12 protein-coding genes are annotated in these 14,009 nt (G+C 71.0%); 10 read left to right on the top strand and 2 right to left on the bottom strand.

Annotation, left to right across the window (positions count from 1 at the left end; genetic code table 11):
- Position 1 precedes the first annotated feature (1 nt).
- Both HUW46_RS36980 and HUW46_RS36985 read left to right on the top strand, forming a co-directional pair.
- Positions 2-1,570: a carbamoyltransferase C-terminal domain-containing protein gene (locus HUW46_RS36980; protein ID WP_215543352.1), complete on the top strand. Its 1,569-nt coding sequence runs from the start codon at positions 2-4 to the stop codon at positions 1,568-1,570.
- A gap of 8 nt (positions 1,571-1,578) precedes the next feature.
- Positions 1,579-2,406 carry a 2OG-Fe(II)-dependent halogenase WelO5 family protein gene (locus tag HUW46_RS36985; RefSeq protein ID WP_215543353.1) on the top strand — a complete coding sequence of 276 codons (828 nt, stop codon included), beginning with the start codon at positions 1,579-1,581 and terminating at the stop codon, positions 2,404-2,406.
- 10 nt (positions 2,407-2,416) lie between these two features.
- Here HUW46_RS36985 and HUW46_RS36990 read toward each other — a convergent pair whose 3' ends face one another.
- Positions 2,417-3,055 (bottom strand): FMN-binding negative transcriptional regulator, encoded by a 639-nt coding sequence (locus HUW46_RS36990; RefSeq protein WP_215543354.1) that lies wholly within the window; start codon positions 3,053-3,055, stop codon positions 2,417-2,419.
- Between the two features lie 2 nt (positions 3,056-3,057).
- Positions 3,058-4,965, bottom strand: coding sequence for a primary-amine oxidase (locus HUW46_RS36995; protein WP_215550344.1), 1,908 nt, complete (start codon positions 4,963-4,965; stop codon positions 3,058-3,060).
- 356 nt (positions 4,966-5,321) lie between these two features.
- On the opposite strand from HUW46_RS36995, the gene HUW46_RS37000 reads away from it, so the two are divergent.
- Genes HUW46_RS37000 through HUW46_RS37035 form a run of 8 tightly spaced genes read left to right on the top strand, consistent with a single transcriptional unit; the run spans position 5,322 to position 14,009 of the window.
- Entirely contained in the window at positions 5,322-6,929 is a 1,608-nt protein-coding gene (locus tag HUW46_RS37000) for an ABC transporter substrate-binding protein (protein WP_215543355.1), read from the top strand.
- Positions 6,930-6,947: 18 nt separating this feature from the next.
- Positions 6,948-7,907, top strand: a complete 960-nt coding sequence (locus HUW46_RS37005) for an ABC transporter permease (protein ID WP_215543356.1) — start codon at positions 6,948-6,950, stop codon at positions 7,905-7,907.
- Positions 7,904-8,734, top strand: a complete 831-nt coding sequence (locus HUW46_RS37010) for an ABC transporter permease (protein ID WP_215543357.1) — start codon at positions 7,904-7,906, stop codon at positions 8,732-8,734. The genes HUW46_RS37005 and HUW46_RS37010 overlap by 4 nt, the downstream gene beginning before the upstream one ends.
- The gene (locus HUW46_RS37015; RefSeq protein ID WP_215543358.1) at positions 8,731-9,684 is read left to right on the top strand and encodes an ABC transporter ATP-binding protein; all 954 of its coding nucleotides are present in this window, start codon (positions 8,731-8,733) and stop codon (positions 9,682-9,684) included. Before HUW46_RS37010 ends, HUW46_RS37015 begins: the two co-directional genes overlap by 4 nt.
- On the top strand, positions 9,681-10,427 hold the full coding sequence (locus HUW46_RS37020; protein WP_215543359.1) for an ABC transporter ATP-binding protein: 747 nt from the start codon (positions 9,681-9,683) through the stop codon (positions 10,425-10,427). The genes HUW46_RS37015 and HUW46_RS37020 overlap by 4 nt, the downstream gene beginning before the upstream one ends.
- Complete coding sequence (locus HUW46_RS37025) at positions 10,424-11,422, top strand: P1 family peptidase (protein WP_215543360.1); 999 nt, start codon at positions 10,424-10,426, stop codon at positions 11,420-11,422. Before HUW46_RS37020 ends, HUW46_RS37025 begins: the two co-directional genes overlap by 4 nt.
- A complete protein-coding gene (locus HUW46_RS37030) occupies positions 11,419-12,522 on the top strand; it encodes a C45 family autoproteolytic acyltransferase/hydolase (protein ID WP_215543361.1) in 1,104 nt (367 codons plus the stop codon). Before HUW46_RS37025 ends, HUW46_RS37030 begins: the two co-directional genes overlap by 4 nt.
- Positions 12,519-14,009, top strand: coding sequence for an aldehyde dehydrogenase family protein (locus HUW46_RS37035; protein ID WP_215543362.1), 1,491 nt, complete (start codon positions 12,519-12,521; stop codon positions 14,007-14,009). The genes HUW46_RS37030 and HUW46_RS37035 overlap by 4 nt, the downstream gene beginning before the upstream one ends.

Consider the following 14,009-nt stretch of genomic DNA (forward strand, 5'->3'; position numbering starts at 1 on the left):
CATGTTGATCCTGTCCTTCAAAGAAGGTCACGACAGTGCGGTCGCCGCGATCGAGGACGGCAGGCTGCTGTTCGTCCTTGAGTCCGAAAAGGACTCGTTCCCGCGGTACAACTCGCTCACCGCCGAGGTGCTGACGACCGCGATGGAACGGCTCGACCGGGTGCCCGACGTGGTCGCCATCGGCGGCTGGGTCAAGGGGAACTACTCGGTGGAAAGGCAGTCGCAGACCGGCTACTTCGGCGTCGGTCCCGGCTCGGTCACCGACGTGCCCGGTACCGCGTTCGGCCGCCCGGTGCGGCGGTTCTCCTCGACACACGAACGCTCGCACATCATGTGCGCGCAGGGCCTCGCGCCGCTGCCCGCCGGGCAGCCGGTCTACCACCTCGTGTGGGAGGGAAACATCGGGTCCTTCTACCGGGTCGACGAACGCGGCGAGGTCACCCACCTGCGCCAGGTGCTGGCCGATCCCGGCAACAAGTACGCGTACCTGTTCGCGCTCGCCGACCCGAAGTTCCCGGCGAACAAGGGATTGCTGCGGCTGCAGGACGCGGGAAAGCAGATGGCGCTGACCGGATTCGCCGAACCCGGCGAGCCGGACCGGGCCGAGCGCGAGCTGATCGACTTCATCCTCGCTCAGGACGGGATCATCCTGAACGTGGGCAAGGACGAGATGTCCTGGTCGCCGTACCTCGACATCGGGGTGGAGTCCCAGGCCTACAAGAACGTCGCGGCCAAGCTGTCGGACGCCATCTTCGAGCGCTTCCACGCGTACGCGGCCGAGCACCTCACCGAAGGGCTGCCGTTGCTGATCTCCGGCGGCTGCGGCCTCAACTGCGAGTGGAACCGCCGGTGGCGGGAGTGCGGCCTGTTCCCGGAGGTCTTCGTGCCCCCGTGCCCGAACGACAGCGGGTCCGCGCTCGGCACGGCGATCGACGCGCAGCTCCACTACACCGGGTCCGCCTCGGTCTCCTGGGACGTCTACGCCGGTGACCCCTTCGTCGAGGACACGACCTTCGACCCTGCCGAGTTCCACAGCCGCCCGCTCGATCTCGCCGAGGTGGCGAAGTTCCTCGCCGACGGCAACATCATCGCCTGGGCCCGCGGCCGGTGGGAGATGGGACCGCGCGCGCTCGGCAACCGGTCGATCCTGGCCGCGCCGTTCGATGCGGAGACCACGACCCGGCTCAACAAGATCAAGCAGCGGGAGGGGTACCGCCCGATCGCGCCGATCTGCCTGGAGTCCGACGCGGACCAGTGGTTCGAAGGCTCGGTCCCGGACCCGTACATGCTCTACTTCAGCAGCGTGCGCTCCGACCGGCTGCGCGCGGTCACCCACGTCGACGGGACCGCGAGGGCGCAGACCGTGACACCGCGGCAGAACCCGCGCATGGCGGGCCTGCTGGCGGCGTTCCGCGAGCTCACCGGGTTCAGCGTGCTGTGCAACACCTCGCTGAACTTCTCCGGCCGCGGCTTCCTCAACCGCACCAGCGATCTCATCGAATACGGCGAACAGCACGGCTTGGACGGGTACGTCGTCGAGGACACGTTCGTAACCCGCCGGACGGCATAGGAGGGACCATGGGGCAGGCAGTGACGGGGCAACGGGGCGGCGCGGAGTTCTTCCACTTCGCGGAGCGGGACGAATTCGATCCCGCACTGGTCGTGGAGGTGCTCCGCGGGCAGCGGCTCGGCGTGATCTTCCGCGACGTCATCCCGGCCGACGCCAGGAAGTGCGTCACGGCGAAGTTCTGGGACAGCCCGAGCAGGCGGCACCGGCCTGGCGAGCCGTCGCACTACGTCGGCGCCTACCACTGGAACAAGTCGGTGCGGACCTACCTCGCCGAGGCCGAGGAGGTCCGCGCGGACGTCGAAGACATCCTCGACGTGCCCGATTCCCCGTGGAAGTCCTTTCGCGACGGGCTTTCCGGTGAACTGGCCAAGGGCTCGGCGACCCTGCGCGTCGCCGGGATGGACGGGGCCGACGCGTGCCCCGCCCTGCTGCGGGCGTGGACCGGAGCCGGGGCGTTTTCCCTCGCCCCGCACGACGATCTGGCACAGTGCCGTGACCCGAGGCAGGCGGAGTTCGAGATCCAGCGGGCGGCCGACCACGAGATCTGCGCGGTGAACATGTGCGTCGAGCACGAAGAGGGCGGCAGGCTGGTGCTGTGGGACATCAGGCCGGACGACGAAAGCAGGGCGCGGCTCGGCCTCGAACTCACCGGCTTCGGGTATCCGGCCGAACTGCTCGAACCGTTCGAGGAAATCCGGCTCGACATCCACGAGGGTGACGTCTACGTCTTCAACGGCGCCCACGTCCACGCCGTCGACGAAACGCACGGCAACCGGACCAACATCTCGTTCCTGATGGGGTTCGTCGACAAGCGGACGGTCGTCAGCTGGACGTGAGAGCGTTCCTCTACCCGGAGGGCTGATCCACCGCGGCCATCAGGTCGGCCAGGTGCGGGCAGCCGCCGTCGGCGAGGTCCGCTCGCACCCGGTCGCGGACGTCGGGCGCCATGTCCTGGCTGAGCTTGAACAGGGCCTTGGCCTCGGTCACGTGCACCTTGAACGAGACCACGTGCTCCACCAGCGAGGCGAACTTCTCCCTGGACGCGGTCATGTCCCAGGGGGAGGTGCGCATGGATTCCAGTGTCCGCACGGTTTCCTCGACGACGAACAGCGACTCCTCGCGGCTGTCGGTCAGCTCGACCCGGCCCGTGAGGTGCACCGCCGCGTAGTTCAACGTCGGCACCGCGGGTTCGAAACCGTAGGTGCTGGGGGAGACGTACCCGTGCTGGCCGGAGAAGACGAGCAGGATCTCCGGTTCCGCCGCGAACTGTGTCCACTGTGGATTCTTGCGCGCCAGGTGACCGATCATCGTGACGCCGTCGAAGGAGCCGGGGACGGCGTCGTGGCGGGGGAAGATCACCGGGGCGTGCGTGGCGACCGGGGCGCGGCCCGGTTCGGCGCTGATCACCACGGCGAACGGGTTGCGCCGGACGAGGTCGACCTCCATCGCCGGGGAAGGGGCGACATAGGGCCCGTACACGCGCATGCTCAGCCCGCCGCCGCGCAGTGCCCGCCTGGCGAGGGCACGTCCAGGGTCGGGTTCCGGTCGAAGAAGCCGACCGGCCGGAGCACGAACCCGCAGTGGTCGACCGGCATCACCGGCCAGTCCTCCGGCCGAGGGAAGTGCGTCAGGCCGAAGGTGTGCCACAGCACGAGATCGGTGCCGTCGAGATCGCGGTCCGCCGCGGTGTAGGCGGGCAGGCCCTGTCCCGGCGGGCACTGGTTGACCAGGTCGCCCGCCGGGAACCGCTCGCCGGGGTGGTAGCGGGTGACCCACAGGTGCTTGGCCGCGAAGGTGGCCCTGCCGTGGATCGCGGACGCGTCGTCGGCGAGCAGGACCGGCTGGCCCTCGGGGATCAGCGCGTAGCCAGGGGCGTCGCCGAGCCGGTTGCGCCGCTCCGGGTTCACCACAAGCCAGGTCCGCCCGCGCACGGGATCGGCCATGCGCCGGGCTTCGAGTTCGGTCCGCAACCGGGTGGCGCGGCGGCGGAAAGCGTTGCCGTACGGGTTTTCCGGGCCCATCGGCATCCGCTCGGCCTCGACCTCGTCGACCGCGTTGAGGTCACCGTCGACCGCCATGTCCAGCCGCACGTTGAACAGGTGCTGGTGGTAGGGCGCGGCGAGATCCGGGGCGACCTGCGAGGCGTAGGGAGCGATCCGCTCGTCGTAGCGGGCGGTGAACACGACGCCGGTCGCCTTGGTCTTCAGTTCGATCGTGCCGTCGAGGTAGAGGTACCAGTAGAAGCCGTAGTCGTAGTTGCCGACGGTGACGAAGAAGGAGATCACCAGCCGCCGCTGCCGCCGCGTCTGCTTGCTCTTGTTCGACGGGTCGGTGTGCTTCCACAGCACGCCGTCGTCCTCCTCGTGGATGCAGATCGCGTTGGGCAGCACCACCGGCCGCCCGTCGCCGCCCGCCACCACGGCGTCGACGTAGGTGATGTCGCCGAGGCAGTCGCAGCCGAGTTCGAGCGCGTTGGCGAGCCTGCCGAGCTGGTACTCACCGGTGTCGAAGTAGTTCTGCCAGAACCGGATCGGGCCGGGATCGGCGTAGGGCACCACCATTTCGGCGACCGAGGCGCGGTAGACCACCGGGCGCACCCGGTCTCCGTCGAGGAAGCCGAGCTGGTGCAGGACGAGCCCTTCGCGCATGTCGTAGCCCAGCCGCACCTGCCAGTTCTCCCATCTGAGCACGCCGTCTTCGAGCGCGAAGCTGGGGCCGTCCGGCTGGGTGATCTCGATCGGCCGCTGGGAGGTCCGAAGTGGACCGCGCACCTCGGGATCGTCGTAGTCGCCCGACTCGGCGGGAATCGGGACGGCACCGGTGTCCACGATCTCGCACACCGACCGCTCGATCAGGTCCACATAGGCCACCAGGCCGTCCAGCGGGTGCGCCCAGACCATTGTGGACGGATCGGGGCGCCAGTGCGCGAGCACCCGCACCAGGCGGCGCCCTCGGTCCGCAATGGACTCGAACCGGCCCGCGGACAGCGCCGCGAGGTAGACCTGCGCGGGATCGTCGATACCGCGCTTGCGGAGCGCGGCGAGCCAGTTTTCGTCCACGGCCATGACTTCGCGGACGGTTTCGTGCTCCTCGGCGAGCACCGGGACCTGGCCCGCGGTGTCGGGGTCGATCGGACTCCGGGAGAGCACCGTCGCATCGGTGAGCCGGACGAGCACCTCCTCGGCCGCGCCGGTGGACACGTCCAGCAGCAGCGCGCGCAGGTCCCGCGGAACCGGCGTGCCGTCGCGGTCGTACCGCGCCACGAGCTCCTTTTCCGGTTCGGCGAGCCCGGCGTAGGCGAACCGCGTGCTTTCGGTCAATACCTCGGCGGTTTCGAGGATCTCCCTGGCGAGTTCGAATTCGGCGCCGGTCACCGGCGCGAGCGGGTGCGGCACCGGCGCGGGCGCGGGCGCGCGGTCCGCGGCGGGCGCACTCTCGGGTCGCGGGTGGCAACAGTCCGTCACGTGTTCTCCCTGCCTGCTGGGAAGCCGATCGAGCCGGAACGTTCCGGCATCGACGAGAAGACTAGCGGCGGACCGCGAGCCGGGTCAACACGCCGGGTGTTTTCCGTTGTTTCCCACCGAGATCGCCGGGGGTGGAGTGCGAAAGGGCCTTGACGGAACGGGGTGGCCATCGTTTAATCACTCCCCATGTCGGAACGTTCCGGCAGGACGAGGCGGTCCGCCCCGTGACCACCCGCGGTCGTGCGGGGGCACGGGCCCGCGGGAGACCGCCCGGAGAGTGAGGTCTCATGCGGATCCGACGGTCCATGGCCGTACTGGCCGCGCTGCCGCTGGCCGCCTCGTGCGCCGCGCAGCCGCCGCCGGAGCCGTCCGCGCCCGACCGGCCCGGCTACCTCGCCGTCGCGGACGAGTCGCTGCCCCGCGGCGGCACGCTCGAACTGCAACTGCCCGTCGACACCGGCGCGGTCTCCGGTCTCGACCCGCAGCTCGCCGACGTGGCGACGTCGTGGGAACTGATGTCCCTCGTCTACGAAACGCTCGTGACCGTCGGGCCCGGTTTCGAACCGCGGCCGGGGCTCGCGACGAGCTGGGAAACGCCGAGCCCGACCGAGTACGTCTTCCACCTCCGGCCCGGCGTCACCTTTTCCAACGGCCGCGCGATGACCCCGGCCGACGTGGTCGGCAGCATGCGCAGGCTGCTGGCGGGCAAGGGCGTGTGGCGGACGCAGATCGGCCCGGTCGAATCGGTGACCGCGACCGGACCGGACACCGTGCGGTTCACGCTTTCCCGTCCCTACACGCCTTTCCTGTCCGCGCTGGCGAACACCCCCGCCGCGGTGCTGCCGATGACCGAGATCGAGAACGGCTCGCTCGACGTCACCAAGACCATGCTCGGCACCGGCCCGTTCGTGGCCACCTTCCACCGCCAGGACGTGCTGTGGCGGTTCAAGCGCCACGATCGCTACTGGGCGCCGGGCAAACCCGGAGTGGACGGGGTGAACGTCGCGATCGTGCCGCAGGACCCGACCAGGATCGCCTCGTTGCAGAACAACAGCGCCGGGCTCGCGGTGCTCGGCAACGTGGATGCGCCGCAGGTGCTCGCCGGGGTGCGCGGGGTCCGCGTGCGCGCACAGTCCACAACGGACTTCTACTACCTGATGCTCAACAGCAACGCGCCGGGCGGGAAGTTCGCGGACAAGCGGGTCCGCACCGCGATCAACATCGCGATGGACCGCGCGCAGATCGCGAAGATCGCCACCAACGGGCTCGGCAAGCCGACCGGGGTCACCCCGGCTGACCTGCCCGACGCGTGCGACCCGGCGGCACTGCCCTCGGCGACCGCGGGGCTCGACCGCGCGCGGCAACTGCTGAAGGACGCGGGCGCCGAGCACCTGAAGTTCTCGATCACCGCCTACGCGACCGAGCCCGCGCCCGCCATCGCGCAGGTGATCCAGCAGAACCTGGCGCGTATCGGCATCGAGGTCACGATCGAACAGCTCGACGAGGGGAGCTGGGCTGGCAAGGTCTACGGCTCGGTGCCAGCGGGGTTCGACGCCGCGTTGTCCTGGTTCGCCGGGTACGCGGGCGCGGGAATGGTCGCGAAGTGGTGGAACCCGGAGGCCGCGGGGTTCAACCTCGGCTTCATGAAGCCGAATCCGGACCTGAACCGGGTGCTCGACTCGGCGACGTCCGAACCGGACGGTCCCGGCAGGGCGCCCGCGCTGCGCAAGCTGTGCGCCGCGGTCGACACCGACGCCCAGATGATCCCGCTGGTGACGCGGCCGGTGATCGTCGGCTACCGCGCGGATTCGGTGAGCCCCACCGTGTACGCCACCGAGGGCTACGGCAACGCCTTCCGCGGCCTGGCCGACTACCGGCTCTCGTCGCGCCCCTGACCGGAAGGAAGACGCACGATGCGGTTGTTTTCCTGGTGGGCCCGCCGGGTGCTGAGCGCGGTGCTGACCCTGTTCGTGGTGTCCGTCCTGATCTTCGGCGCCTCGCGGTTGATGCCGGGCGGGTTCGCCGAGGTCGTGCTCGGCCCGTTCGCCAGTCCCGACCAGCGCGCGGCGGTGTCCGCGAAGTACGGGCTCGACCAGAGCTTGGTGGTGCAGTACGGGTTGTGGCTCGCCGCCGCGCTGAAGGGCGACCTCGGCACGTCACTGCTGTCCGGCGAACCGGTGGCGGGTGAGTTCCTGCTGCGGATCCCGGTGACCGTGGAGCTGACCCTGCTCGGTATCGCCGCCGCGGTCCTGATCGGCATTCCCCTCGGCGTCTACACGGCCGTTCGCGCCGGTGAGCGTGGCGGCGGCGCGCTCGGCAGGCTGGCTGGCGGGCTCGGGGTGAGCGTGCCCGAGTTCGTGCTGGGCAGCCTGGTGGTGTTCGTGTTCTCCCGGTACGCGCTCGGCCTCACCGTCGGCGGATACCGGCCGCTCGGCGAGGACCTCGGAGCGAACCTGCGTTCGATGGTGCTGCCCGCCGCGGTGCTGTCGGTGTTCGCCATCGCCGTCACCGCGAGGACCACGCGTGACGCGGTGATGAACGTGCTCGTGGAGCCCTACATCACCGCGTCGGTGGCGCGCGGGGAAACCCCGCTGGCGATCATCGGCAGGCACGTGCTGCGCAACGCCTCGATCCCGATCCTGGTGGTGCTGACCACGATCACCGCGTACCTGCTCGGCGGCGCGGTGATCATCGAGAACCTGTTCAACCTGCCCGGGGTCGGCTCCTACGTGGTGCAGGCCGTCGGGCGCCGCGACTACGCCGTGGTGCAGGCGGGTGTGCTGCTCGCGGCCGCGGTGTTCGTCGTGCTGACCATGCTCAGCGACGCGGTCTCGGGTGTGCTTGATCCGAGGCTCGGGAAGGCGGTCCGATGACCACGTGGCGCAGGCTGGATGCGTTGTCCCGCACGGGTTTGGTATGCCTGGTCGTGCTGGTGCTCGCGGCGCTGGCCGGATCGGTGTTCGGGCTCGGCGGGAACCCGGACGGGATCGTCGGGCCCCGGCTCGCAGCCCCGAGCTGGCAGTGGCCGCTCGGCACCGATCAGCTCGGCCGGTCGATGCTGCCGAGGGTGCTCGAAGGCATCGGCACCACGTTGCTGCTGTCCACGCTCGCGGTGCTGGTCACCGCGAGCCTGAGCACGGTGCTCGGGATCGTCGCCGGGTACCGGGGCGGCTGGCTCGCGGAACTGGTGCTGCGCCTGGTGGACGTGCTCTATTCGTTCCCGACGATCGTGCTCGCGATCCTGGTCGCCGCAGTGCTCGGACCGGGCCAGGCGGCGACCCTGTGCAGCATCGTGCTGGTCACCATCCCGCTGATGACCAGGCTGGTCCGCACGGCCGCGATGACGGTGTCCCAACGGGACTACATCACCTCGGCGGTGATCAGCGGCGTCGGCTGGTGGCGGATCCTCGCCAGGCACGTGCTGCCGAACGTCTCGGGCACCATCGCGGTTCAGGGCACCTACGCGCTGTCCGTCGGCATCCTGGTCGAGGGCGGGCTGAGCTTCCTCGGTTTCGGCGTCCAGCCACCGGAGTCGTCGCTCGGCGTGCTCATCCAGCAGGGCGGCATCTACCTGCTCGCGGCGCCGTGGCTGCTCGCCTTCCCGGGCGTGGTGCTGGTCGTGGCGATACTGGCCATCAACGTGTTCGGGGACGGTTTGCGCGACCGGCTCGAACCGAGGGAGTCGAGGTCACTGGTATGACGCTTCTCGAAATCGACCAGCTCGTGGTCGACTACGGCGCCGTGCGCGCGCTCGACGGCGCCGCGCTTTCGGTGTCACGCGGGGAAACCGTCGGCATCGTCGGCGAAAGCGGCTCCGGGAAGTCCACTTTGGGCGCCGCGATCGGCGGCCTGCTGCCGAAAGCGGCCGAGGTGACCGGCGGTGTGGTCAAAGTGGACGATGCCGTGGTCGGCGCGATGGGGGCGCGCGAGCTGCGGGCGTTGCGGCGCACCAAGCTGGGTTACGTGTTCCAGGAACCGATCGGCTCGCTCGACCCGACGATGCGGGTGGGCAGGCAGGTCGCGCTCGCGTTGCGGGGCAAGGCGACCAAGGCCGACGTGCTCGACCGGCTCGCCACGGTGAAACTGGCCGATCCCGTTCGCGTGGCCCGCGGCTATCCACACCAGCTTTCCGGCGGGATGGCGCAGCGGGTGGCGATCGCGATGGCGATGGCCGCCGAACCGGAGCTCCTGATCGCCGACGAGCCGACCGCCGCGCTCGACAGCCAGGTCCGCGACGAGGTGCTCGATCTGGTGTTCGCGCTCGCCGCCGAGGCGGGCACCACGATCCTGTGGCTGAGCCACGACCTGCCCGCGGTCGCCCGCCGCTGCTCACGGGTGGCCGTGATGTACGGCGGGCGGGTGGTGGAATCGGGGCCCGCGTCGGCGGTGCTCGCCGAGCCGCGCCACCCCTACACCGCGGCGCTCGCCGCTTCGGTGCCCGGTGCCGTGCCCGAAGGGGAGCGGCTGGCGTCCATTCCCGGCCAGCCGCCGGTGCTTTCGGGCGCGGCGCCGGGGTGCTCGTTCGCGCCGCGCTGCCCAGCCGTGCTCGACTCGTGCGCGGGGGAGCGGCCGCTGCTGCACATCAGCGACGGCCGTGACGTGCTGTGCCACCGCGCGGCGGCACCGGAAGCGGTGGGGGCGGGCCGATGACACCGGTGCTGGAACTCGACGACGTGTCGGTGTCGTTCGCCTCGGGCCCGCCGTTCCGGCGCCGCACCACGCACGCGATGCGCGGGGTGTCGTTGCGCATCGATCCCGGCGAAACGGTGGGGCTGGTCGGCGAATCCGGTTCCGGCAAGACGACCACCAGCATGGTGGCGCTCGGCCTGCGGACCCCGTCGAGCGGCGCGGTGCGCTTCGAGGGCGAGCCCTTCCCGAAGCGCCGCCGCGCGCTGGCCGGGCGGATGCAGGCGGTGCTCCAGCATCCACAATGGTCACTCGACCCGAGGATGCGCGTCGGCAGATCGGTCGCCGAGCCGCTCGGTGTGCTCGGTCACGCCGACGCCGAAGAGCGGACGCTCGCGATGCTCGACGAGGTCGGGCTGGACGCCTCGTTCGCGCAGCGGTACCCGCACCAGCTCTCCGGCGGCCAGCGCCAGCGCGTGTCCATCGCGCGGGCCCTGATCACCCGGCCGCCGTTCCTCGTCTTCGACGAGGCGGTGAGCGCGCTCGACGTCTCGGTGCAGGCGCAGATCCTGAACCTGATCAAGGATCTCCAGGCCGAGTTCGGGTTCGCGGCCCTGTTCATCTCCCACGATCTCGGCGCCGTCCGGTACGTCGCGGATCGGGTCGCCGTCCTGCGCGGTGGTGAGATCGTGGAGACCGCCGAGGCCGCGGTCTTCTACCGGACACCGGCACACGAGTATTCACGACGACTGATGGAGGCACTTTGAGCACCGCTCCGGACGACCGGCTCGCGAAGCCGTCGGCCTACGCGCCGGGCGCGCTGACCAACGACGACGTGGCGCTGACCCCGCAGCGAAGCGAGGGGCGCGCGTCCGTCCCGTTCGACCTGCCGGGGGTGTCCGTCGGCACCGCCGAATACGCGGAGGGCCCGACCGGCTGCACCGTCCTGCACTTCCCCGAGGGCGCGCGCACCGCGATCGACGCCAGGGGCGGCGCGGTCGGCCTGTCCGGCGGGTACCGGTGGCACGAGGCGATCGTGCTCGCGGGCGGGTCCGTCTACGGGCTGGAAGCCGCCGCGGGGGTGGCCACGGAACTGTTGCACAGCAAGGAAAACCGCACGCACTGGGCCGCGCTGCAGCACGTGTCGGGCGCGGTCATCTACGACTTCTCCACCAGGGACACCGCGATCGCGCCGGACGCGGCACTGGGCAGGGCGGCGCTGCGCAACGCGAAGGCGGGCGAGTTCCCGGTCGGGCGCTGCGGCGCGGGGCTCGCCGCGTCGGTCGGCAAGATCGACTTCGGGCGCGCGGAGTTCGCCGGGCAGGGCGCCGCGTTCCGCGAGTTCGGCGGGATGAAGGTGCTGGTCGCCACCGTGGTCAACGCGGTCGGCGTGGTGGTGGACCGGGACGGGACCGTGGTGCGCGGCAACCTGCACGCCGATTCCTCGCGGCGCCGCCCGCCCGTCGAGGACTACGCGGCGGCCGCCACCGGCGGCGAACCGGTCGGCACGCTCGCCGGGAACACCACGCTCACCGTGCTGGTGACCAACGTCCGGCTGCCCGAGGTCTCGCTGAACCAGCTCGGCACCCAGGTGCACAGCTCGATGCACCGCGCGATCCAGCCGTTCCACACCGAGATCGACGGCGACATCCTCTTCACCGTGACCACCGACGAAGTCGACCTCGAAGGGGTCAGCGCGACCGGGCTCGGCGCGCTCGCTTCGGAGGTCGCCTGGGACGCCGTGCTGAGCGCCGTCGAATGAGTATCGCGACTTACGTCTCCACAGAACTGGATTCTGCCGAACGCGGCCGCGCTTTCGGCGAGGCGAACCGGGACGAGCTGCACGCCGCTTTCGCCCGCTACGCAACACTTTTCGAAGCCCTGGGCGGGCGAGAGCACCAGGTCGCCGAATGGGGTGAGCGGGCGCTGGCGGAAACGGCGGCGTGGGCCCCGTCGCTGGCCGAGGAGATCGCGGGCGTCGCCGACGGCGCCGGTCTCGACCGCTGGCGGCTCGGCGCGCTCAACGGGCGGACCGAGGTACTGGCCGCGCTCGCGGTCACCGGTGAAGGGGAGTGCTCGACCGCGGTCGTGCTCCCGCGCGCCGGTGCGCCGCGGACCGTGCAGACCTGGGACTGGCACGACACCTTCCGCGACGGCATGCTGCTCTGGTCGCTGGAGCCGAGCCGGGGCCGCCGGGTGCACACCTTCACCGAGTTCGGGGTGGCGGGCAAGATCGGCGTCACCAGCGAGGGGCTCGGCGTGCACTTCAACGTGCTGCGGCACGCGTCGGACCACGACGGCATCGGGGTCCCGGTGCACGTGGTCGCCCGCCGGATCCTGGACGAGGCGAACAGCGTGCGCGACGCCGTCGAACTGGCCCGTTCCGCGCGCCTGTCCGCGTCCTCGGTGATCACCGTGGTCACCTACGACGGCGAGCGCTCCGACGCGATCGGGCTCGAGCTGTCCCCGGCCGGGGTCGCCGAGCTTCCGGTCGGCTCGGACGGGGTTCTGGTGCACACCAACCACTTCCTCGATCCGGAGCTGGCCGGGGGCGAGGGGACCACCGCGGACGTGTCGACCACCTACGACCGGCTCCCCGGCCTGCGCGACCGGATCGAAGCGGTGGACACCGCCGATCGGACCGCGCGGGCGCGCGCACTGCATTCGCACCGCGACGGCGGTTCCGCCCTGTGCGCGCACGCCGATCGCGCGCTGCCACCCCATCTGCGGTGGGAAAGCCTGGCCACGATCAGCATCGACCTCGCCGAAGGACGGCTCCACGCGCACGAAGGCGGGCCGTGCCGGGTCGAGCGGGACGGCTGGCAGGCGGCACCACCGGAACCCCAGGAAGGACGAGCATGACCGCGGACCTCAGTTACCACCCCCGGACCGGCTGGAACTCGGGCGGCGTCGAGGCGAGTTCGGACGCCGAAGTGGACGCGGCGCTCGCCGCCGCGGCGGCCGCCGCACCCGTCGTCGCCGCCACGGCGCCTTCGGAACGCGCGCAATGGCTGTACGAGATCGCCGCCGCGCTCGACGTACCGTCCACAGTGGACGAACTGGTGACGCTCGCCGACGAGGAGACCGCGCTCGGCGAAGCCCGGCTCCGGATGGAGATCGCGCGCACGTCGGGCCAGCTGCGGTACTACGCGGACGTGGCGGTCGAAGGCTCCTACCTCGACGCCACCATCGACCGGCAGGAGCCGGGGCTGGCCAGGGCCGGGGTCCCGCTCGGGCCGGTCGCGGTGTTCGGCGCGAGCAACTTCCCGTTCGCGTTCAGCGTCCTGGGCACCGACACGGCTTCCGCGCTCGCGGCCGGGTGCCCGGTCGTGGTCAAGGGGCATCCCGCGCATCCCAGGCTCAGCCGCCGCCTCGGCGAGCTGACGCGGGACGCACTCGCCGGGACGTCGGCGCCCGAAGGGTTTTTCGGTCTGGTCACCGGGTTCGAGGCCGGGGCGCGGCTCGTGCGGTCCGAACACACCGCGGCGGTGGCGTTCACCGGTTCGCAGCGCGCGGGGCTCGCCCTGTGGCAGATGGCGAACGAACGCGAGGTGGTGATCCCGGTGTTCGCCGAAATGGGCACCGTGAACCCGGTCGTGGTGACCCCCGCGGCGACCGCGCGGCTCGCCGAACTGGCCGAAGGGTTCGTCGCCTCGTTCACCCTCGGCACCGGGCAGTACTGCACCAAGCCCGGCCTGCTGTTCGTCCCGAGTGGACACTCCGCGGCCGCGATCGTGGCCGAGGAGCTGGAAAAGCGCGCGCCGAAGTCGTGGATGCTCACGTCGCGGATCGCGCAGGACGCGAACGGCGGGGTCGACGAACTGGTCGCCGCCGGTGCGACGATCGCGGGGCGCGCGGACGGTCCCGGCGAGGGCTGGGCGGTTTCCGCGACCGTGCTGGAGGTGCCGATCGAAAAACTGGTCAGCGGGTCACGGCTGCTCGAAGAGTGCTTCGGGCCGGTGGTGCTCGTCGCCGAGTACGAAAACCGCGACCAGCTCCACGCGGCTTTGGCGCAGTTGCAAGGAACCTTGACGGCCGCGGTGATGAGCACGGCAACCCCGGACGACGATCCCGACGTCGCCGAAACGGTGGCGCGACTGGTCCCGCTTGCCGGGCGCGTGACCGTGAACGACTGGCCGACCGGTGTCGCGATCACCTGGGCGCAGCACCACGGCGGGCCGTGGCCCGCCACCACCGCGCCCGCCACCACCTCGGTCGGGGCGGGCGCGCTCGGCCGGTTCACCCGGCCGGTCGCCTACCAGCACGTCCCGGACGCCGCACTGCCCCCGGCACTGCGCGAGGCGAACCCGTGGCGCATCCCGCGCCGCATCGACGGCGTACCGGGCTGA

The organism is Amycolatopsis sp. CA-230715, assembly GCF_018736145.1.
Taxonomy (GTDB): domain Bacteria; phylum Actinomycetota; class Actinomycetes; order Mycobacteriales; family Pseudonocardiaceae; genus Amycolatopsis.

Coding starts and splice junctions, on each gene's coding strand:
- HUW46_RS36980 (WP_215543352.1), top strand. CDS start 2: ATGTTGATCCTGTCCTTCAAAGAAGGTCACGACAGTGCGGTCGCCGCG.
- HUW46_RS36985 (WP_215543353.1), top strand. CDS start 1,579: ATGGGGCAGGCAGTGACGGGGCAACGGGGCGGCGCGGAGTTCTTCCAC.
- HUW46_RS36990 (WP_215543354.1), bottom strand. CDS start 3,055: ATGCGCGTGTACGGGCCCTATGTCGCCCCTTCCCCGGCGATGGAGGTC.
- HUW46_RS37000 (WP_215543355.1), top strand. CDS start 5,322: ATGCGGATCCGACGGTCCATGGCCGTACTGGCCGCGCTGCCGCTGGCC.
- HUW46_RS37005 (WP_215543356.1), top strand. CDS start 6,948: ATGCGGTTGTTTTCCTGGTGGGCCCGCCGGGTGCTGAGCGCGGTGCTG.
- HUW46_RS37010 (WP_215543357.1), top strand. CDS start 7,904: ATGACCACGTGGCGCAGGCTGGATGCGTTGTCCCGCACGGGTTTGGTA.
- HUW46_RS37015 (WP_215543358.1), top strand. CDS start 8,731: ATGACGCTTCTCGAAATCGACCAGCTCGTGGTCGACTACGGCGCCGTG.
- HUW46_RS37020 (WP_215543359.1), top strand. CDS start 9,681: ATGACACCGGTGCTGGAACTCGACGACGTGTCGGTGTCGTTCGCCTCG.
- HUW46_RS37030 (WP_215543361.1), top strand. CDS start 11,419: ATGAGTATCGCGACTTACGTCTCCACAGAACTGGATTCTGCCGAACGC.
- HUW46_RS37035 (WP_215543362.1), top strand. CDS start 12,519: ATGACCGCGGACCTCAGTTACCACCCCCGGACCGGCTGGAACTCGGGC.